20 protein-coding genes are annotated in these 19,926 nt (G+C 37.0%); 12 read left to right on the forward strand and 8 right to left on the reverse strand.

Annotated features, from left to right (window positions below; all coding sequences use genetic code 11):
• Window positions 1-30 precede the first annotated feature (30 nt).
• The 5 genes from HNP36_RS16310 to murI are packed head-to-tail and all read left to right on the forward strand — an operon-like array spanning window position 31 to window position 5,797.
• A complete protein-coding gene (locus tag HNP36_RS16310) occupies window positions 31-1,104 on the forward strand; it encodes an RluA family pseudouridine synthase (RefSeq protein WP_184166891.1) in 1,074 nt (357 codons plus the stop codon).
• A gap of 51 nt (window positions 1,105-1,155) precedes the next feature.
• The gene (locus HNP36_RS16315; protein WP_184166894.1) at window positions 1,156-2,106 is read left to right on the forward strand and encodes a PorP/SprF family type IX secretion system membrane protein; all 951 of its coding nucleotides are present in this window, start codon (window positions 1,156-1,158) and stop codon (window positions 2,104-2,106) included.
• 52 nt (window positions 2,107-2,158) lie between these two features.
• Entirely contained in the window at window positions 2,159-3,283 is a 1,125-nt protein-coding gene (gene hemW, locus HNP36_RS16320) for a radical SAM family heme chaperone HemW (RefSeq protein ID WP_184166902.1), read from the forward strand.
• Window positions 3,284-3,331: 48 nt separating this feature from the next.
• A complete protein-coding gene (locus HNP36_RS16325) occupies window positions 3,332-4,924 on the forward strand; it encodes a DUF4139 domain-containing protein (protein WP_184166905.1) in 1,593 nt (530 codons plus the stop codon).
• Window positions 4,925-4,966: 42 nt separating this feature from the next.
• Window positions 4,967-5,797 (forward strand): glutamate racemase, encoded by an 831-nt coding sequence (gene murI / locus HNP36_RS16330; RefSeq protein ID WP_184166907.1) that lies wholly within the window; start codon window positions 4,967-4,969, stop codon window positions 5,795-5,797.
• 28 nt (window positions 5,798-5,825) lie between these two features.
• Here murI and HNP36_RS16335 read toward each other — a convergent pair whose 3' ends face one another.
• Window positions 5,826-6,410: an NAD(P)H-dependent oxidoreductase gene (locus HNP36_RS16335; RefSeq protein ID WP_317168979.1), complete on the reverse strand. Its 585-nt coding sequence runs from the start codon at window positions 6,408-6,410 to the stop codon at window positions 5,826-5,828.
• A gap of 102 nt (window positions 6,411-6,512) precedes the next feature.
• On the opposite strand from HNP36_RS16335, the gene HNP36_RS16340 reads away from it, so the two are divergent.
• The gene (locus HNP36_RS16340; RefSeq protein ID WP_184166911.1) at window positions 6,513-6,863 is read left to right on the forward strand and encodes a winged helix-turn-helix transcriptional regulator; all 351 of its coding nucleotides are present in this window, start codon (window positions 6,513-6,515) and stop codon (window positions 6,861-6,863) included.
• Here HNP36_RS16340 and HNP36_RS16345 read toward each other — a convergent pair.
• The 4 genes from HNP36_RS16345 to HNP36_RS16360 form a co-directional block, all read right to left on the reverse strand.
• Window positions 6,860-7,432, reverse strand: a complete 573-nt coding sequence (locus HNP36_RS16345) for an RsmD family RNA methyltransferase (RefSeq protein ID WP_184166913.1) — start codon at window positions 7,430-7,432, stop codon at window positions 6,860-6,862. The genes HNP36_RS16340 and HNP36_RS16345 overlap by 4 nt on opposite strands.
• Before the next feature lie 80 nt (window positions 7,433-7,512).
• Window positions 7,513-8,229, reverse strand: a complete 717-nt coding sequence (locus HNP36_RS16350; protein WP_184166915.1) for a DUF3822 family protein — start codon at window positions 8,227-8,229, stop codon at window positions 7,513-7,515.
• 18 nt (window positions 8,230-8,247) lie between these two features.
• Window positions 8,248-8,742 (reverse strand): Smr/MutS family protein, encoded by a 495-nt coding sequence (locus HNP36_RS16355; RefSeq protein WP_184166917.1) that lies wholly within the window; start codon window positions 8,740-8,742, stop codon window positions 8,248-8,250.
• 33 nt (window positions 8,743-8,775) lie between these two features.
• Complete coding sequence (locus HNP36_RS16360) at window positions 8,776-9,273, reverse strand: metallophosphoesterase family protein (protein WP_184166920.1); 498 nt, start codon at window positions 9,271-9,273, stop codon at window positions 8,776-8,778.
• A gap of 132 nt (window positions 9,274-9,405) precedes the next feature.
• On the opposite strand from HNP36_RS16360, the gene HNP36_RS16365 reads away from it, so the two are divergent.
• Complete coding sequence (locus tag HNP36_RS16365) at window positions 9,406-10,950, forward strand: serine hydrolase (protein ID WP_184166923.1); 1,545 nt, start codon at window positions 9,406-9,408, stop codon at window positions 10,948-10,950.
• A gap of 179 nt (window positions 10,951-11,129) precedes the next feature.
• Here HNP36_RS16365 and HNP36_RS16370 read toward each other — a convergent pair whose 3' ends face one another.
• On the reverse strand, window positions 11,130-12,014 hold the full coding sequence (locus tag HNP36_RS16370; RefSeq protein WP_184166926.1) for an archaemetzincin: 885 nt from the start codon (window positions 12,012-12,014) through the stop codon (window positions 11,130-11,132).
• Window positions 11,995-12,471, reverse strand: coding sequence for a SixA phosphatase family protein (locus tag HNP36_RS16375; protein WP_184166928.1), 477 nt, complete (start codon window positions 12,469-12,471; stop codon window positions 11,995-11,997). The genes HNP36_RS16370 and HNP36_RS16375 overlap by 20 nt, the downstream gene beginning before the upstream one ends.
• 115 nt (window positions 12,472-12,586) lie before the next feature.
• On the opposite strand from HNP36_RS16375, the gene ruvX reads away from it, so the two are divergent.
• The 5 genes from ruvX to HNP36_RS16400 all read left to right on the forward strand — a co-directional run bounded on the left by ruvX (window position 12,587) and on the right by HNP36_RS16400 (window position 16,092).
• On the forward strand, window positions 12,587-13,003 hold the full coding sequence (gene ruvX, locus HNP36_RS16380) for a Holliday junction resolvase RuvX (protein WP_184166930.1): 417 nt from the start codon (window positions 12,587-12,589) through the stop codon (window positions 13,001-13,003).
• Window positions 13,000-13,572, forward strand: coding sequence for a peptide deformylase (def, locus tag HNP36_RS16385; protein WP_184166932.1), 573 nt, complete (start codon window positions 13,000-13,002; stop codon window positions 13,570-13,572). The genes ruvX and def overlap by 4 nt, the downstream gene beginning before the upstream one ends.
• Window positions 13,573-13,651: 79 nt before the next feature.
• Window positions 13,652-14,209 (forward strand): DUF5606 domain-containing protein, encoded by a 558-nt coding sequence (locus HNP36_RS16390; RefSeq protein WP_184166934.1) that lies wholly within the window; start codon window positions 13,652-13,654, stop codon window positions 14,207-14,209.
• Between the two features lie 131 nt (window positions 14,210-14,340).
• A complete protein-coding gene (gene mazG / locus HNP36_RS16395; protein ID WP_184166936.1) occupies window positions 14,341-15,108 on the forward strand; it encodes a nucleoside triphosphate pyrophosphohydrolase in 768 nt (255 codons plus the stop codon).
• Between the two features lie 99 nt (window positions 15,109-15,207).
• On the forward strand, window positions 15,208-16,092 hold the full coding sequence (locus HNP36_RS16400; protein ID WP_184166938.1) for a hypothetical protein: 885 nt from the start codon (window positions 15,208-15,210) through the stop codon (window positions 16,090-16,092).
• 109 nt (window positions 16,093-16,201) lie between these two features.
• Here HNP36_RS16400 and HNP36_RS16405 read toward each other — a convergent pair whose 3' ends face one another.
• On the reverse strand, window positions 16,202-19,915 hold the full coding sequence (locus tag HNP36_RS16405; protein WP_184166941.1) for a metallophosphoesterase: 3,714 nt from the start codon (window positions 19,913-19,915) through the stop codon (window positions 16,202-16,204).
• Window positions 19,916-19,926 lie beyond the last annotated feature (11 nt).

The following is a 19,926-nucleotide window of genomic DNA, read 5'->3' on the forward strand; positions in this document are numbered from 1 at the left end:
GTTGGGGCCTTTTGCGTAAAAAGATAAAATATGGCAGAAGATAACGAAGATTTTTTTGATGAAGAATTATTAGAATCCGACAGTCTCGAAAATATCGATATTGATGAAGAGAATAAAGGACTGTATGAGCACCTTAATATCACAGTGGATAAAAAACAGGAGCCGTTAAGGATTGATAAATTCTTATTAATCTACAGGCAAAACTCTTCCCGGAATAAAATTTCCCAGACCTGCAGAGCGGGGAATGTTATTGTAAACGGAGCGCCTGTAAAACAGAACTATCGTGTAAAGCCGGGCGACCAGATTTCAGTGCTTCTTACCCATCCGCCGAGAGAAAATGTGATTATTCCCCAGGATATTCCTGTGAATATTATATACGAAGATGAAGATTTGATCGTTGTAGATAAAGAAGCGGGAATGGTAGTTCATCCGGGACACGGAAACTGGGACAAAACTTTAGTGAATGCGCTGGCTTTCCATTTTGAAAAGAACGGACAAAAATCTGATCTGGACAGGGTAGGACTTGTCCACAGGATCGATAAGGATACTTCCGGACTTCTGGTGATTGCAAAAAATGAATATGCACTGAGCTTTTTGGCAAAGCAGTTTTTCAACAGAACTACAAAAAGACTGTATTGGGCTTTTGTATGGGGAAATCCTAAGGAAGATGAAGGAACAATCAGAGGGCATATCGGGAGGCATCCCAAAAACAGGATGCAGATGTCCGTTTATGAGGACGGAAGCCACGGAAAACATGCAGTAACGCATTATAAAGTTTTGGAACGGTTTAAATATATGACCTGGGTAGAGTGCAAACTTGAGACAGGAAGAACCCATCAGATAAGGGCCCACTTTAAGCATATCGGTCATACGCTGTTTAATGATGAAAGATATGAAGGCCATACTCCGCTCAGAGGAGTGAATCTGCCTAAGTATAAGCAGTTTATAAAAAATGTGTTTGAAATCCTTCCAAGACATGCGCTCCATGCGCATACTTTGGGGTTTATACACCCAACCACTAAAAAGGAATTATATTTTGAGAGCCCAATGCCGAAAGATATGGCGGATGCTGTAAAAAAATGGAGAAATTATTTAGAAAACTAAAAATATATTGAGAATTTTTTTATATTTGTTGAATTGAAATCAAGATTTGTTATGAGAAAACTATATGCTATCGTATGTTTAGCTCTTTTGTCAAATGCATACAAAGCACAAGAATCACTACCATATTATCAGCAATATCTTCTGGATGGTGAATTCCTGTTCAACCCAGCTCAGTACGGAAAGACCGATTACGTGCAGCTTAATGCTAATTACCACAAACAATTTGACAAGTTTAGCGATTCTCCAAATACGCAGTCTATAGGAATCAACGGGAACATTTTCGACAGAGTAGGAGCAGGGCTCTCTATTTTCAGAGACAGTAATGGACCTATTTCTGCAGGCGGTATTACAGCGGGAGCTTCATACTTTATTCCACTAAGTAGTGAGGGAGACAGAAAAGACCAGTTCTCTTTCGGTACCAGTGTTTCATTTTACAATATGAACTTCGACTATACTTCAGTGAATGTTGAAGATGGTTACGATCCACTATTGATCGGGAAAGAAGGGAATATTTTCATGGCTTATGCCAACTTCGGTGCGGCTGCAACCTATAGAAACATCTTTGCAGGAGTATCTGTAAACGATATCGCACTAAGCAACGATAAGGCTATCGTAAACGGAATTGAGCCTTCACCAATCAAATTTTTCTTAAACTTAGGATATGACTGGCATTTTGCTGACAATATCTTCATAACGCCATCAGCATTGATCAACCTGAATACCAATTCAACAAGAATGATCGACTATAACTTAATGGCAACTTTCTTTAACGACATCAATTCATTCTCTGCCGGAGTAAGCTACAGAACGGTACAGAACAGGTTCGACAGCCAGCAGCTTCAGGTTGCACCGGTTATTAAAGTAAGATTCAATAAATTCATGATCGGAGCTACTTATAATATCGGAATGTCTGATATCCAGACGTATGGAGGAAACAGCTTCATGATCAGTTTAGGTTATAACTTCGATAACTTTATTAATCATAGAGGATATAGATATTAATCTGATTTAATTTAAATAAATTTGAGCTCTGAAATTTTCAGGGCTCTTTTTTATGATATATATTCACATCCCCTTCTGCAAACAGAAATGCAGCTACTGCAATTTTCACTTTTCTACATCTCTGAACTTCAAAGATGAGATGATTAGCGCAATGAAAACTGAAATCCGGCTTAGAAAAAATGAATTGCAGAACAAAAATCTGCAGTCACTGTATTTCGGAGGTGGCACTCCGTCTATTCTCTCAGCAGATGAGATCAGTTCAATAATTGATGAAATACTGAAATATTTCAGCTTTGATAATGATATTGAAGTTACTTTGGAAGCCAATCCGGATGATCTGGATAAAAATTTTTTAAAGCAGTTGGCACAATCTCCGGTCAACAGACTTTCCATCGGGACACAAAGTTTCTTCGAAGAAGACCTGAAACTGATGAACCGTGCCCATAATGCATCAGAAGCAGAAAGCTCCATCAAAAGAGCACAGGATTTTGGCTTCGAAAACCTAAGTATAGATCTCATTTATGGGTCCCCCACCTCCAGTCTGGAAATCTGGAAGGAAAATTTAAATAAAACAATTGCTCTTGAAGTACCTCATATTTCTTCCTATGCTCTGACAGTTGAACCCAAGACAGCTTTGGAAAACTGGATTGCGAAAGGCAAAATTAGCAGTCCGAAAGAAGAAGAGCAAAACAAAGAATTCTATTATCTTTCAGATTTTCTAAAAGATAACGGTTTTGAACATTATGAAGTTTCCAATTTTGCAAAACCTGGCTTTTATTCTAGACATAATTCAGCCTATTGGAAGTATAAAGAATATCTGGGAATAGGCCCTTCCGCACATTCTTATAACGGATTGGACGTCCGAAGCTGGAATATTGCCAACAACCAGCAGTATCTCAAAAAGCTTCATACCGGAATTCTTGCCAAGGAAGAAGAACTGCTCTCCCGGGAAGACCAATTCAATGAAATGATTATGATCGGCCTGAGAACGATTTGGGGAGTAGATCTTGAAAGCCTGAAAAATAAGTTCAGTGATAGAATCCTTGAGCATTTTCGGAATGAAATAAAACCCAAAATAGAAGAAGGTATTTTAATTATTGAAGACAATCACTTAAAAATCCCCGAAAAACATTGGTTTATGGCAGATGGAATTGCCTCAGATTTATTTTTAGTATAACGTTTATTAATGTATATTTGAGATTATACTTTAAAAAAAACTACAACTATGAAAAAAAGCTTATTATTAATTTTTCTTTTTTTAAGCATTTTACATTTCTCTCAGAAACCAATTTTTACAAAAGCAAAAGTGTATGCTGTAAATGTTTACAGGACGTCTGCAGAACTTCAGAATTCGGTTAATGTTGCAGTTCCGGCAGGAACTTCTGAGATTGTAGTAACAAATATCTCAGATGAGATTGTAGAGAAATCAGTACAGATCAATACCAACAATAAAGATATTTCGGTTCTTTCTGCACAATATAGAGACAGTTACAATTCAAATTATTTTGAGAATAATAATCCAAACGGTAAAAGAATTAAAGACAGTATTGTTATTTTAGAGAATCTCAGTACAAAAATTAATATTGAAAGGCAGACCAATGAAAAAACACTGGAACTTTTAGATAAAAACCAAGGACTTTTAGTTGGCAGCAATACTTCCAGCGTGGCTCAACTGATGCAGCTTACGGAATATTACAAAACCAAAAGAAACGAAATAAGTATAGCACAGCTTGATATTAATAAAAAATATACTGACACTGTTCTGAAACTTGAAAGGCTAAGAAACCGTCTGAAAGCAAATACAGAAGCAGAAGAAACATTTTCCGATGGTGTTCTTGTTCTGAAAGTAGTAAGCAGCGCGGGAGGAAATGCTAAAATGAATTTGGGCTACCTGACGGAAAACGTCTCCTGGGAGCCATTCTATGAGGTGAAAGGAAGCAAACTTACAGAACCGCTGGATGTTACTTTTAAAGCAAAAGTAAGACAGGATACGGGACTTGACTGGAAGGGAGTGAAACTTTCACTGATTAATGCCAGATCTTCCAGAAATAATGAAGCTCCGGTGATGAACCCCTGGTTCCTGAATTCTTATAAAAATGAAGAAAGAGTAAGTTCACATTATTCTGGTAAAAAAGATACAATGCGAACTCAGGAGATTGAAGAAGTTGTAGTAACGGGAGCGTATGGAATTAAAATTACTGAAAACCAATTGAATGTAAGTTTTGATGCAGATATTCCTTATGATGTTCTATCAAACGATGAAGATCATTTTATTAATCTGAAACAGATAAAAATTCCTGCTGATTATAAATATTATACAGTCCCGAAATACAGTACAACTGCTTATTTGGTTGCAGATGTTAAAGATTTTAATAAGTATAACCTTATTTCAGGTTCTGCCAGTGTTATTTTTGAAAACATGTATGTAGGGGAAACGAGGATTAATTCTAACCAGACAGAAGATAAAATGAGCATTACGCTGGGTGATGACAAGAAAATCAGCATACGCAAGGAAATTGTCAACGATAAATCAAGTGAGAAATTATTTTCTTCTTATCAGGAAAAAGTAATTACTTATGATCTTGTAGTCCGTAACAATAAAAAAGAAGCAATCAATATTGATATAAAAGACCAGATTCCCCTAAGTAAGGATGAATCTGTAAAGATTGAGCTTCTCCAGAGTGATAATGCAGATCTGAATAAGGAAAAAGGATTCCTGACCTGGAATGTTAAAATTTCCCCATCCGAAACCAAAAAAATCAGGGTAAGTTATAAAGTAAGGTACCCGAAGGATTTTTCAATCGGTAATCTTAATTAAGTATCCGATTATTCATTATTTTTGTATAAAATTTCAGTTCACTTGAAAACTAAAAAGCAAGATTATTCACATCTTTCATCAAGCCAGCCTATCGGCATTTTCGATAGCGGGGTGGGAGGACTTACCGTAGCTAAAGAGATAAAAAGGCTTCTTCCCCATGAAGACCTGATCTATTTTGGAGATACCAAACACCTTCCGTATGGCGAAAAGTCGAAAGATGCGATTATCGAATATTCTACCAAGATCACCAATTTTCTGCTTGAGCAGAACTGTAAAGCCATTGTTATAGCCTGTAATACAGCTACGGCAAATGCTTTGAACGAAGTAATGCAGTCTGTTGGCGGAAAAGTTCCCGTAATAGACGTTATTAATCCCGTTGCTGAAAAAGTAGCGTATGAAATCCATAATAATGTTGGAGTTATTGCCACAAAAGCAACCGTCAATTCCGGATTGTACAAGAAAAGCATCAGGAAACAGAATAAATGGATCAAGGTTGATGAACTGGCCACTCCGTTGCTGGTTCCTGCCATTGAAGAAGGATTTAAAAACCATCCGATTACGCATGCCATCATCTACAACTATCTGAGCAATAATAAGCTGAAAAACATTGAAACACTTATTTTGGGCTGTACACATTATCCTTTACTCATTGATGAGATCAAGCAGTACTACGGAAACAGGGTTCGTGTGATTGATTCCCCGAATATTGTAGCCAATCATCTGAAAATTATCCTGGATAAATACCACCTTCTGAATGATAATAATCCTAAACCGAACTATCATTTCTATCTTTCGGATCTCACGAAAAACTTTGAGAAAATCTCTAAAAAATTCTTTGGAAAAACAATTGATTTAGAATTGAAAGTATTATAAACAAAAAGACTCATCCCTGAGTCTTTTTTTATGCTTCTAAAATTACATCCTTCCTTTCATACCTTGTCTTTGGAGTTATTTTCGGATGATTGCTGTCGTTTTCAGCCCTTACACCAATTGCTACTGCAAATAAGGTTTCATATTTTTCATTTTTTAGAATGGCATCGTATTTTTCCGGCTCAATTCCTTCCATAGGAGTTGAATCTATTCCCATTTCTGCACATGCGGAAAGCAAAACCCCCAATGAAAGATAAACCTGATGGGCGAGCCAGGATTTTATTTCACCATTACCTTTAGGTTTTACGAAATTTTTGTAATAATTCACATTACCTTCGGGAAGATAACCTTCAATCTGTTTTTCAAAGTCATCAGGATTTTTTAAGACCTGAAATACAATTAAACAATTGCTGTCTGAAATCTTTTCCTTGTTCCAGTAGGATGCTTCTGCCAATTGCCCCTTTACTTCAGAATTGTTATTTGCAAAAACAAAATTCCAGGGCTGGCTGTTAATTGAAGATGGGCTGAGCTGTAAAATTTCTTTTAACTGCTGAATTTGTTCTTCACCGATGATTCCTTGAGGATTATACTTTTTAACAGTATATCTCGATTTCATTTTTTCTAAAAAGCTCATAATATTTATACTATATTTTTTATAGTTGCAAAACTAATTTAAGTTTAATACATTTGCAATAACGGTAAAAAAGGATAGTATAAAATGTATACAATAGATAACAAAGAATACCCGTGCTGCACAAGTCTTACTATGAAATTCATTGGAGGAAAATGGAAAGCCGTGATTTTGGTTCACCTTACAAAAGGGGCAAAAAGATATAACGAGCTGAGAAAACTAATTCCCACCATCACAGAAAGGACATTAAGCCTGCAGCTGAAGCAGCTTGAAGATGACCATATTGTCAGCAGAAAAGTATATACTGAAAAACCTCCGTTAATGGTAGAGTATACGCTGACGGATTTTGGCAAGACATTACTGCCTGTAATCGAGGCTATTACAAACTGGGGAATTGCTGCACCGGAACATTCCGTAAAAAAAATAATCAGAAATTAAATTTCCTGATTATCTTCTTTATTGGCTTCGAAAAAACTGAAACTCACATTTCCGTATTTTCGTGTATCTATTAAGTTGGGATGTTCCAGCTTCATCCTGCTCTGATGCTCTACAATAAGAACTCCATTGGGTTTAACGAATTTATTATTCAAAACAAGAGACAGGAGTTCGTAATATTTTTTCTCTTCCATTTCGAAAGGCGCATCGGAAAATACGATTTCAAAACTTTTTTTGTTCCTGAATTTTTTAAGCCAGTCAAAAACATCACCTCTCTGAACATTGATCTGAAGAGACATATCAAGTTCTGAAGCCGTGGAATTGATAAAACTTGTATGTTTTGGATTCAGCTCAACAGAAGTCACATCCTGGCAGCCTCTGGAAGCAAATTCAAAAGTGATTGAACCGATACCTGCAAAAAGATCAAGCACGGAAATCGACTGCATATCATATTTATTTTCCAGGATACTGAAAAGCGCTTCTTTGGCAAAATCCGTAGTGGGTCTTACTTCAAAGTTTTTAGGGGCAGCTATTTTTTTTGCTTTCCACTTGCCTGAGATTATTCTGAACATATTTTTAGTTGTTAGGTCGCAGATTGCAGATAGCAGGCTGTTGCATAGGGAATTAATTCCTATAACCTACTGCCTGCAACCTAATTAAGTATAAAATTCTTATTCGGGACATTGTCAAAAACAATTCTCATATTTTTAACAAATTTCTGAAGTTCGGAAATAAAGGTTTCGTTTTCTGTGGTCTCACCATAAGCATAGAAATTGGTTTCATTGATTCCAAAACCTATTTTACTAAGTGTAAACATAACGAAATAAAGGAAATCTACTTCAGAATTCACATCCAGGTTATTGTATAAAATAACCTTTTTATTATCAATAGCGAAAAACTCACACTGATTGTGGTACAGATTGATGTGAATCTCCTTATTATTTTTATTGTTGATTGAGTTCAAAAACTTCTCTCCCGAAAAATTAAAATGGGCAGGAACCGCCAGTTCTTTTATTTTCCTGTAAAAGTTTTTAGGGAACGTATAATAAAACTGTACCCCGAATTTTTTATTAACAGAAAGCATTAATTCCTCCTTTTCCTTGTCCGCCGGTGCGTTGAATGCAATCAGTTCAAAGCCTGCCTCATGTTCTGAAAATCCTTCAGGCATCAGGGTGAAATGATTCAGTGCAGAGATTACGTGGATCTCGTCAAACCTTTGTTTCAGAAGAACTTCTTCCAGTTTTTCTTCAATAAGATTTTCCGGAGTTTCTTCAGTAACAAAATAAGACTTTTCCTCCTGAATGCTTTTGTTTCTTGCAATCTGGTAGATTAATCCGTCTTTGGTAAAAAGTAAATTAAGTACGTTCATATTTCAATTGCTGCAAATTTAGTGAAATTCTATCATAACAGCACCCGATTGGTGATGAAGTATTTCTTTATTGTAAAAATCGATATCTGCCTGGCTTTCTAAAACATCCATGACCATTTTCTGCAGCGTACCGTCACCTATTCCGTGAACAATCTCCAATCTTTTCAGATGATGCTTCCGGCAGAATTCCAAAACCTCAATCAGTTTTGCTTTTTGAATGAAAAGTCTCTCAAAACTGTCATAATCACTGGGGTTTTTAACCAAATGATCAAAATGAAGATCCAGAACCATATGGTTTTTCTGATGCTTTTTGGAAATAACTTTCTTAGGTTCCGCTTTTCTTATTACCCGGATATTTTCGTAAAGATCCGCATTTTTCGGAACCAGTTTTTCTTTCGGATATTGATGTGTAAATCCATATTCATCTTTAAAAAAAACAATATTACCGTTCACGGAAGTAATAATTCCGCTTAAATCCTCATCTACTACAGAAACTTTGTCCCCGATTTTCATGTACTGTGCGCCTTCTTTTGTTATTGTTGAAAATTAATTTTTTGGTCCCAGCTCAATGATCTCAAGATCCTTTACCTCTTCACCTTCCACTACAAAACGCATCATGGTTCTCGTCTTGTGCCATCCCTGTTTTCCACAGGCCCCGGGATTCAGGTGGAGAAGATTGTTCTTTTGATCAAACATAGCCTTTAAAATATGGGAATGCCCTGAAATAAAAAGCTTGGGAGCCTTATTAGAAATTTCTTTATTGGTAAGCGGAGTATATTTTCCGGGATATCCGCCAATATGAATCATTAAAACTTCAAGATCTTCACAGAAAAAACGGTTTATTTCAGGAAATTCAGCCCGGATCTTCGCATTGTCTATATTTCCGTAAACCCCTTTTAAAGGTCTTATTTTTTCCAGTTCTTCAATTACTTCCATGCTTCCGAAATCTCCGCAATGCCATATTTCATCAGCCTGGCGGGCATATTCTAAAATTCGGTCATCTATATAGGAATGAGAGTCGGAGAGAAGGAGAATTTTTGTCATTAAGATCTGGTTTTGCTGCAAAGTTAGGAAAGATTTATTTTCTATTAAACGTCAGATCGTTCTAAATACACAAAGTTGTATAGAGGAAGGCCGTATCTCCTAATATTTGCTAAATTTGAGAAAATTAAAAAAATGAAGCAGAAATTTTCTCTTTTACTTTTTCTTGCAGCAGTTGGGCTTTTTAATGCCCAGGTTGAAGAAAAAAAATTGGATGAACTGATCCAGAATACTTTAAAGACCTTTGATGTTCCGGGAATGTCGGTAGGAATTATAAAAGACGGAAAAGTAATTTATTCCAAAGGTTTCGGGCAGCGCTCCTTAACAACCAAACAGCCGATGGACGATAATACATTGGTAGGAATTGCATCCAATTCAAAAGGGTTTACCTGTACTGCACTCGCTATTCTGGCAGATGAAGGAAAACTGAACTGGGATGATAAGGTTTCAAAATATATTCCTGAATTTCAGATGTACGATCCGTATGTATCCCAGAATGTAACCATAAAAGATCTTGTAACCCACAGAGCCGGATTAGGTCTGGGCCAGGGTGATCTGATGTTTTTCCCGGAAGGAGGTAACCTGACCGTTAACGATATTGTTCACAATGTGAGGTATCTGAAGCCCGAAAACCCTTTCAGAACCAAATTAGATTACAATAACATCATGTTTATCGTAGCCGGAGAAGTTATTCACAGGATTTCCGGCCTGAGCTGGGCAGAATTTATCGAGCAGAGAATTATGAAACCTGTCGGGATGACATCCAGTTTCGGAAGCTACAACAGAGCTAAGGCCGTATCAAATAAAATTGATGCTCACGCCCCTGTAGACGGAAAAGCCATTGCTGTACCTCATGACTGGAATGAAACGGGTAATGCAGCAGGAGGAATCATGAGTAATATTAAAGATATGACCACATGGGCAGACTTTCTTTTAAATAATTTCACCACCAAAGACGGTAAAAAACTGGTCTCAGATAAAAATGTACAACAGCTGTGGAGCTTACAGATTCCGGATAGAGTAGCTTTAAAAAATCCTTATGATACAAGTTTTTACGGCTACGGATTAGGATGGTTCTTAAGCGATGTTAAGGGGCACAGGCAGATCCAGCATACAGGAGGTCTTATTGGAACCGTTACACAATTTACTTTGATTCCGGATATGAAATTAGGAATTGTAGTATTGACCAATCAACAGTCCGGAGCAGCTTTCAATACAATTACCAATACGGTAAAAGATTCTTACCTGGGAGTAGCGGACAGAAACTGGCTGAAAACATACGGTGAAAGAATGACCAAAGTAAATGCAGATTTTGATAAGCAGAAAAAAGATGCTTTTGCCAAATCTGATACCTTTAAAAAAGAAAAAAATCTACAGCCAAAGGCCGAACAGTTTATTGGAAAATATAACGATCAGTGGTTTGGAGATGTTGAAATTTCTCAGCAGGTAAATACCTACAGAATTTCCTGCCAGAATTCACCAAAACTGAAAGGGGAACTGCTTCCGTATTCCAATAACTCATTTATTGTAAAATGGGACGATAGAAGCTATGATGCCGATGCCTTTATTATTTTCACTTACGATGAAAATGGAAAAGCAGAATCTGCAAAGTTGAAGCCTGTTTCAGATGTTACAGATTTCAGCTTTGATTTTGACGATCTGGATTTGAAAAGAAAATAGACCCGGAAAAATCAAAATTGCTAAGAGAAGGTTTTTATAATCAATCGATATACATCAGTTTATGACGTTATAAATGAATTGTCATTCGTAAGACTTAAAATATTCAATAGGAACGGGCTTTAGCCCGTTTTTTTATTATTTATCCTTAAAATTGGCTTTAGCCGAAATTTATAAAAAAATTATTTCAGGAGACTGAAATCCTGTTCAGCACGTACAAATTCAGAGTTCAAATGTTGTTTTTCAAAGAAATTTTTCAGGTCCAGAAGCCGTTTCTTGGGATTATACTGCAGGCTTGAATTCAATTTCTGCTGGCAAAGTGAACATGCTCTTGCAAAATGATAATCAGTTTCGGAAAGACTGTTTGTTCCGTTCATCACACAGTTGGCATTCAGACAATGGCTGACCCCGAACATATGCCCGATCTCATGGGAACTTATCTTCATTAATCTTTCCAGGCTTTCATTGAAATTAGCATCAGAAAGATAACCATCTGAGAATCTGTACATGGAAGTTACTCCTACACCGTCTTCGTAAGAGGCCAGACCAAAAACATAATTCCATTCAGGTTTGGGAAAAAGATCTTTTTCAGTGATTCCCATGAAAACTACAGCGTCTTTTGGTTTTCTTTTGATCAGAATGCTGTTCAGTACATAGCCTGCCAGAATTTGTTCCTGACCTTCCGTGGATAATCTTTTCACTGTTTTTGGGAAAATAGTATTGGATAAAACGGGAAGTACTTTCGTTTCCAGCTGGAAATATTTACTTAAATATTCCTTGGTAAGTTCAATCTCTTTTTCTTGAAGCTCGTCAAATTCTCCGACAGGCTGAAGATAAATTACATTTTTTCCCGGTACAGGTTTTATTTTCTTCAATCTCTGAAAGTCCTCAAAGGTTTGAAATTTTTCATCATGGGAATATCTCCAGCTGCCAGGCTGGGCTTTAGGGAGCTTAACATCATTTGAAGCAATGGTTTCAATATAAGTTTTCTCCTTTTTTTGACATGAAAAAAAGAATAAGAGAGGGAAGAGGTAAAAAAAGATAGAATTATATTTTCCCCGGCTCATAAAAAAACAGCAGTTTCTTTTTGGCACCGTCAAATTCAGACCATGAATTACAGTCTATCTCGAAACCGGCAACGCCACATGTCGGGAAGTGGAAAATATCTTCAGAAATAGAATTGGCAAAATTGGAAATTCCGTTGTTGTGGGAAAAAAGAGCCACCGAGCTCACGCTGTCATCCAGATCGTAGATTACAGATTCAAAATTTCTTTCCGAGGGATTATAAAGTTTATCTTCAGTAGAGACATTAAGCTGATAGGCCTGGTTAAAAATTTTACACGTATTCAGCGCACGCACTGCCGGGCTGGAAACAAACCGGTCAATAGAAATATTATTGCTTTTCATGAATCTGGACATGTTCATAGCATCCTTCAAACCTTTGTCTGCCAAAGGTCTGTCAAAATCCTCCGTTTCTTCCGGCCAGTCGCTTTTCGCATGTCTTACGAGGATGAGTTTCTTCATATTTTCGTTTTTTGGAAGATTAAAATTATAAAAAAAATAATGGAATAAAACATGATTTTTATAAAAAAGCTGCGTGATGAATAAAATCATTAAATTTTACTAAATTTGCACACTTATGGGACAGATCCTTGCAATAGACTATGGAAAGGCACGCTGTGGTATTGCTGTAACTGATGATATGCAGATTATTGCAAGCAGCCTGGATACCGTTGAAACACGTTTTTTGATGGAGTTTTTAAAAAAATATTTCACCGAAAATAAAGTGGATGATGTGGTAGTAGGCCTTCCGACAGATTTGAAAGGAAATGTTTCCGAAGTGGAGACGGATATCTTAAAATTCATTGAAGAATTTCACAAAGAATTTCCCGGTATCACAGTCCACCGTTTAGATGAAAGATTTACCTCTAAAATGGCTTCTTTTTTTATTTCCCAGAGCGGGAAAAGCAAGAAAAAGAGACAGGAAAAAGGATTAATAGATAAAGTAAGCGCAACAATTATATTGCAGAATTTTTTAGAACAAAGAATAAGATGATTTTACCGATAAGAGCTTTTGGTGATCCTGTTTTGAGAAAAGTAGGAAAAGATATAGAAAAAGATTATCCAGGTTTACAGGAACTTATAGATAATATGTTCGAAACGATGTACAGTGCAAACGGTATAGGGCTGGCTGCACCGCAGATCGGGCTGGACCTTCGCCTGTTCGTAATTGATGTAACTCCGCTTGCAGAGGATGAAGATTATGAAGACATCAAAGATGAACTGGCTGAATTTAAAAAAGTTTTCATTAATGCCAGAATCCTTGAAGAATCCGGTGAAGAATGGAAATTCAATGAAGGATGCCTTTCAATTCCTGATGTAAGAGAAGATGTAAAGAGAAAGGGAACTATCCTTATTGAATATTATGACGAAAATTTTGTGAAACATACAGAAACTTTTTCCGATATTAGAGCCCGCGTAATTCAGCATGAGTATGATCATATTGAAGGAGTGCTGTTTACCGACCATTTAAGTGCTTTGAAGAAAAAACTGGTAAAAGGCAAACTGACGAAAATCTCCCAGGGCGATGTAAGTATCGGTTACAAAATGAGATTTCCAAAGTAATTTGAACAACGATTAAAAACAAAAATAATACAAAGCAAAAAGCCCAGTGCCTATTGCAGAATTTACAAAAAATAAAATTATGCTGTTAGAAAAAATAATTTCAATTTCCGGAAAGCCGGGACTTTTCAAATTAGTTTCTCAACTAAGAAACGGTTTTATCATTGAAGATGTTACTACCAAGAAAAAAGTAAGCATTGGAAACTCAAGCCAGGTAAGTTTGTTGGATAATATTGCAATGTTCACATTAGATAAAGAAGTTCCTTTGTTCGAAGTTTTTGAAAATATTGCCAAGAATCACGATTACAAAGAAGCTATCTCCCACAAATCTTCTGATGACGTTCTGAAAGATTTCATGACGGCTTCTCTTCCTAACTATGATACCGATAGAGTATATGCTTCAGATATCAAGAAACTGGCTCAGTGGTATAATATCCTTCAGAAAGCAGGGTATGTTACTCCTGAAAGCTTCGTAAAAGCAGAACCTGAGACATTAGATCCTGCACAGGAAGAAGTAAGCATTGAGAAAGATGCCCCTAAAAAAGCAGCTCCAAAAGCGGAAAAGCCAGCAACTCCAAAAGTAAAAGCTACTTCTGCAGCTAAAGCAGCTCCGAAAAGCACACATACTAAAAAAGGATAATTTATCCCGGATTTAAAATATAAAGCCCTGTCAGTAAATTCTGACAGGGCTTTTATTTTGCACAAATATTCTTCAGAACAAAAGAACTTAAAGATTTACCCTAAATTTGCAATACTTTGAATTCTCAATTTATGAATACCAGACAAGAAAAACTAGAGGCTTTCGGAAGATTATTGGATATTATGGATGATCTGCGTGAAAAATGTCCGTGGGATCAGAAGCAGACCTTGCAATCGCTTCGGCATCTGACCCTTGAAGAAACATATGAACTTTCGGATGCCATTCTGCAGGAAGACTTACAGGAAATCAAAAAAGAATTGGGAGATGTTTTGCTTCATCTTGTTTTTTACGCCAAAATAGGATCCGAAAAAGAAAGCTTTGATATTGCCGATGTCATTAATTCTTTAAATGAAAAGCTGATCTTCCGTCATCCCCACATTTATGGGGATACAGAAGTAAAAGATGAAGAAGAAGTAAAGCAGAACTGGGAAAAACTGAAGCTGAAAGAAGGAAATAAATCCATTTTAGGAGGTGTTCCGAAAAGTTTACCAAGCCTGGTAAAAGCGTATAGAATTCAGGATAAAGTAAAAGGAATCGGTTTTGAATTCCATGATGCGGAAGATGCCTGGAAAAAGGTAGATGAAGAGATTCAGGAATTTCATGCGGAAACCGATCCGGATAAAAAAGAACTGGAATTAGGTGATGTATTCTTCTCACTGATCAATTATGCAAGAATTTCCGGGCTTAATCCTGATTCTGCTCTCGAAAGAACCAACTTAAAATTTATTTCCAGATTCCAGAAAATGGAAAAGCTGGCACAGGAAACCAATGTAAACCTGGCTGACCTTACTTTGGAGGAAATGGATGTATTGTGGGAGAAGGCAAAAAGAATGTCTTAAGTATATCTCGTATTTTTTTACCATCAACAGATTATTAATAACTTAGAGAAAAATATACGGCACCCGTATTTTCAGTTTAAATAAAATTAAAAAATAGCTATGTTGCGTATTCTTACCCTATCCGCTTTCTTATTATGGAGCTGCAATCCGAAAGCTCAGGATACCCCTAAAACTGATGAATTAAAAGTAGAATTTTCCCTTCCTAAAAAGTTGAAGGAAGTTTCGGGAATTGTATTGTCTCAGGATAAAAACACCATCTGGGCTATTGAAGACCAGGGAAATAAAAATGTTGTTTACGGTCTGGATAAACAAGGTAAGCTAGTAACGGACGTGCTGGTAGAAAATGCCGAAAATAATGACTGGGAAGATATTACCAAAGACGCCCAGGGAAATATTTATCTCGGAGATTTTGGAAATAACGACAATAACCGGCAGAATCTGGCCATCTTAAAATTAGACTTGAAAGATGCTTCCCAAAAAACAACAAAAGCTGTTCAGACTACGAAATTTCACTACGAAGGACAAACTGAATTTCCTCCGAAAAAATCAAACTGGTTATATGACTGTGAGGCTTTCGTAGAAATGAACGGGAACTTTTACTTGTTCACCAAAAACAGAAGCAAAGGATTTGACGGAACTTTCCTGGTATTCCAGGTTCCCAATAAAGAAGGCGATTTTGAAGCTAAGTTAATCGGAAAACTTAAACTGGCAGGGAAGTACAGTGATGCGGCCATTACCTCGGCGGCGATAAACAGTACCAATGATAAGATTGTCCTGCTTACCCATAAGAATATCCATGTTCTTTCAGGATTTACAGCAGATAATTTCAGTACCGCTAAAATTGAAAAAGTATCGTTAAACCACAATTCTCAAAAAGAAGCAGTTGTCTTTCTTGATGACAAAACACTATTGATTGCTGATGAAAAAGATAATGATACAGGTGGAAATGTATACAGGTTTGAATTTAATCCCCAAGCCAAATAACTTAACTGAAATAGGATTAAACTAAAAAAATAAAGAGGGACAATTTTTTGTCCCTCTTTTATAGTTAATAAGATCTGTTCTTTTTTCTATGGAAACAAAGCAGGTAAATTTAGAAAGTCATTCCAACACCCGCAGAGATCCTTCCACCGTCAGAACCGTAGAAGTAATTAAGTCTTGCAGAAATCATTTCTACAACGCTCAGCCATAATCCTGCTCCTACAGACTGATGCCATTTTTTGGAGTTTTCATGGTCATTCCATACACGTCCGATGTCGTAGCCGATAAGAACTCCCATATTGGCAGGAACGATATTGTTTCTTACCCTTCCAAAATCCCAGCGGATCTCGGAATTATTGGTGAAATAGGATTTACCTGAAAATCTTTCGTTTCTGAAAGCCCTCATTCCATTATTACCACCTATGCTTGCAGCCTGATAGAACTCAAAGTTATTGTTGCTGATCCACATGGCGTTGCTGGAATTCGCAAAAACAAACTGTCCTCTCTTATCAAGCCTGTGATCTATAGTTAATGTACCGTTCAAGGTGAAGAAGTTTTTATAGGTTTCAGATAAATTGGTTTTCCAGTCTGCATTCATCAGGAATTCAAGTCCTAAAGTAGGGAAGGCATTATTATCCAGATTTTTGAAACTGAATGTATAATTGGCTCCTGCAAACTGTTGGCTTTTGAAGACTTCCGGCCTTACATCAGGTGACTGGTCTATAAAACGGTTACCCTTTTTCTGTACCTTATTATCCTCAAAGGTCATCTGGAACTGATGCTGAAGATTCATCCAGCTCTTTTTAGAAATTGAAGGGGCAAAATTAAGCCTGGAAATCCTTGCTCTGTTATATTCTCTTTCCGTATTTTCTTTGTCGTACGGGCTTTCATTGGACAGTCCGAAGAAGTTTTTCGAAAAACGGGGTGTTGTATAAGCTGCATCAATATTAAAATCCCAGCCCGATATTGCCTTTTTGAAAATTCCTTTATAGGCAGCATTAAACCCTCCGGTAGCGGTATAAAAATTCACTTTAAGGCTATGCTTCTGGGTATAAGGATCGCGGATGAAATTATTTACCGTATAATTGGCAAGAACCCCTAAGATCACACCGTCATCCGGGTTATAATCTGCATTTGGATAACCGGCAAAGAAATTATATTTCGGGTGTTTATAATTGTATGTGTTCACATCATAATCATCAGAAATATTCTTAGTTCCGGAACCGTTGTAAGTATTTTTCTGACTTTTAAAGTCATAAATTTTCACGCTTTTTCCATCAGCAATATTGTAAACATCATGATTGTTGCCGCCAATCAGCCTGATGTTTATATTAGGCCTTCCTTCTCCTGAAACTTCATAAATATCATCATCTTCAAGACCGTAGATCCAAAGCTCTTTCGTTTTTGAATCCTCATACGTTTTCTCAAAAACCAATTCTGGATTCTCCTTATTTTTGTCTAATTTATATTGCTTTATATTAACGGAACTGGCTGTTTTTGTAATGACGAATTGATCAGGATTCACCGTACCCGCAAGTGGAACTTTTTCCTGAAGTACATCATAATACCGGGCTGCATAATCCTGCAGCTTTGTTTTTCTGGCTTTTAATTTACTTTGAATATCAGTAATCGTACCGTCCTTTACTTCTTTCGGAAGATCGGTAAATGCATCATCAATATCAGCATCGGTAAGGTGTTCCTGAATATATTTTGCCTGTGCCATCCATTCTTCCTGTGAAGCGCCTTTTAAAAAGATGAGGTCCATTGGGTATGGCTCCATATTCATCCATTTCACATTTTTAATCTCTTCCTTAAACGTTTTCATGTGGCGGATGGCCGGAACATTCATGATAATTCTGAAAGCAGCCCCGTCATATCTGCTGAAAGCCTGATCCCTGTCTTTTGGGATAGGTTTGTAAATTACTTTATCGCCATCCTGGTATTCTGCCCATTTCCATTGGTCGGAATGCCTGTCCCAGTCGCCGATCAGCATATCAAAAATTCTTGCTCTTATATAGGATTCGCGGTCTACGGAATATTTATAATTTTTGGTGAAATTTTTCAGAACATCATCTGTGGAAACAATGTCTTTAGCATTATCCAGTGAAGCTAAGGTTTTGGGATCAGAAGAAAAACGCTCTTCAATCATGTACATTTCGTCACCGTAGCTTTCATTGTATTCGCCTAAGGCATATTGCTTCGGAATGTAGTACAGCTTAGGGTTGCTGTGGAAAATACCCAGTTTATCAGCCATATTTCCTACCGAAAAAGGAGTAAACGGATGATTGGCCGTATAAAAGTCCAGCAGGAATTTTTCAGGGAATGTATTATTCAGCTCATTTCCGAAAGTGCTTTTTTTGAAAGCCATGTTATTCAGAAAACGGACTGCACTCTTTTTCACTCCACGCATTACAAATTCCTGTCCGTCTGCCGCCTTAAGCCTTAAGCTGTTTGACTGGTTCCCTCCACCTTCTCTGAAAGGGGTAAACCCTCCGTTCAAAGAAGCCAGATCAGCCGTAGGAGCATCAACCGGGATTCCGTAATATTTTCTGTAATGTTCACCCCATAACCAGCGGTAAACCGGCCCTTTTTTGGTAAGTTCCACGGGATAAACGCTGGAAGTTGCTATTGCCGGAAAAGTTTTTGGGTAATTATTCACAAAGACATCCGGTTTTGAGATCACAGAAATATGGGCAAGCTTTTTAAGATTGTTGTCTTTTGTGGAGAAATATTCAACATCTGTGCTTTGGTCTTTTCTGATATTCAGAACGGCAAATCCGCTGCCTCCGTATGAGAAATCGGTTTTTTCAACAATGGTGGCGGGATCTGTCTTAGAGCCTGCACCGCTGATGATCTGCCTGATATTCCTGTCTTCATGATACTGCAGATTATGATCGTGTCCTGAAACAAAAATGATGTTTTCCTTATCCTGAACAATACTTTTTAACCTGTTGGCCAGATCTGCATAATGCTGATTGTTGATATCCTCCAGATTTGCCCCGGAAGAACTTCTCAAAATGTTGATCACACTTGAAACAACCGGAACAGGAATCTTACTTTTCAATGGATAAAGATGTGATTTTGCAGAATTAAATCCGGCATGTGTTCCGCTGCTGATTATAGGATGATGCAAGGCGACAATAATCTTTTTATCCTGATTTTTGGTAATAAGATCTTTAAACTCCGTGAAAAAATCTTCACGGGTTTTGATACTACAGTTTTTATTGATACCGGGATACCGGTCCCAGTTGACAAGAGCCCATTCCGTATCAATGACAATAAGTTTGATATCTTTAGACAGGTTAATATCATCAATTCCGCAGGAATTTTTAGGAAGAAAAGCTTTTTTATCGTTGAAGTAAGTCTTTACAAGGTCTTCCTGTGCTTTTAAACCATCCAGACCGCTATTCCAGTCGTGATTTCCCGGAATAACAAGAGTTTTTCCTTTGAAATTTTTGGTAATGGCAAGCTGATTTTCCAGTTTCTGCTTTGCCGCTACATAATCTTTGCTTGATTCTTTAGGTAATCCGTTGGGATAGATATTATCACCAAGAAAGATCAGCATCGAATTGCTGTCTGCGGAATCCAGTTTACTTTTGAGTAAATTTAAAGTGTTCTGTGCCTGGGGTTCATCTGAATTTCCGGCATCTCCGATCAGGAAAACTTTAAAGTCATTTTCAGATTTTACATCAGAATTTTTTACTTCAAATAAGTTTTTACCCTTTTTTACGTTATATGTTGCGCAGGAATAGAGAACGCCTGCAGATAATACAGCTCTAAAGGCAATAGAAGTATTTTTTAAATGAGTTTTAAAGGATAAATTCATAAATTTACATT

It is taken from the genome of Chryseobacterium shigense (assembly GCF_014207845.1).
GTDB classification, from domain to species: Bacteria; Bacteroidota; Bacteroidia; order Flavobacteriales; family Weeksellaceae; genus Chryseobacterium; species Chryseobacterium shigense_A.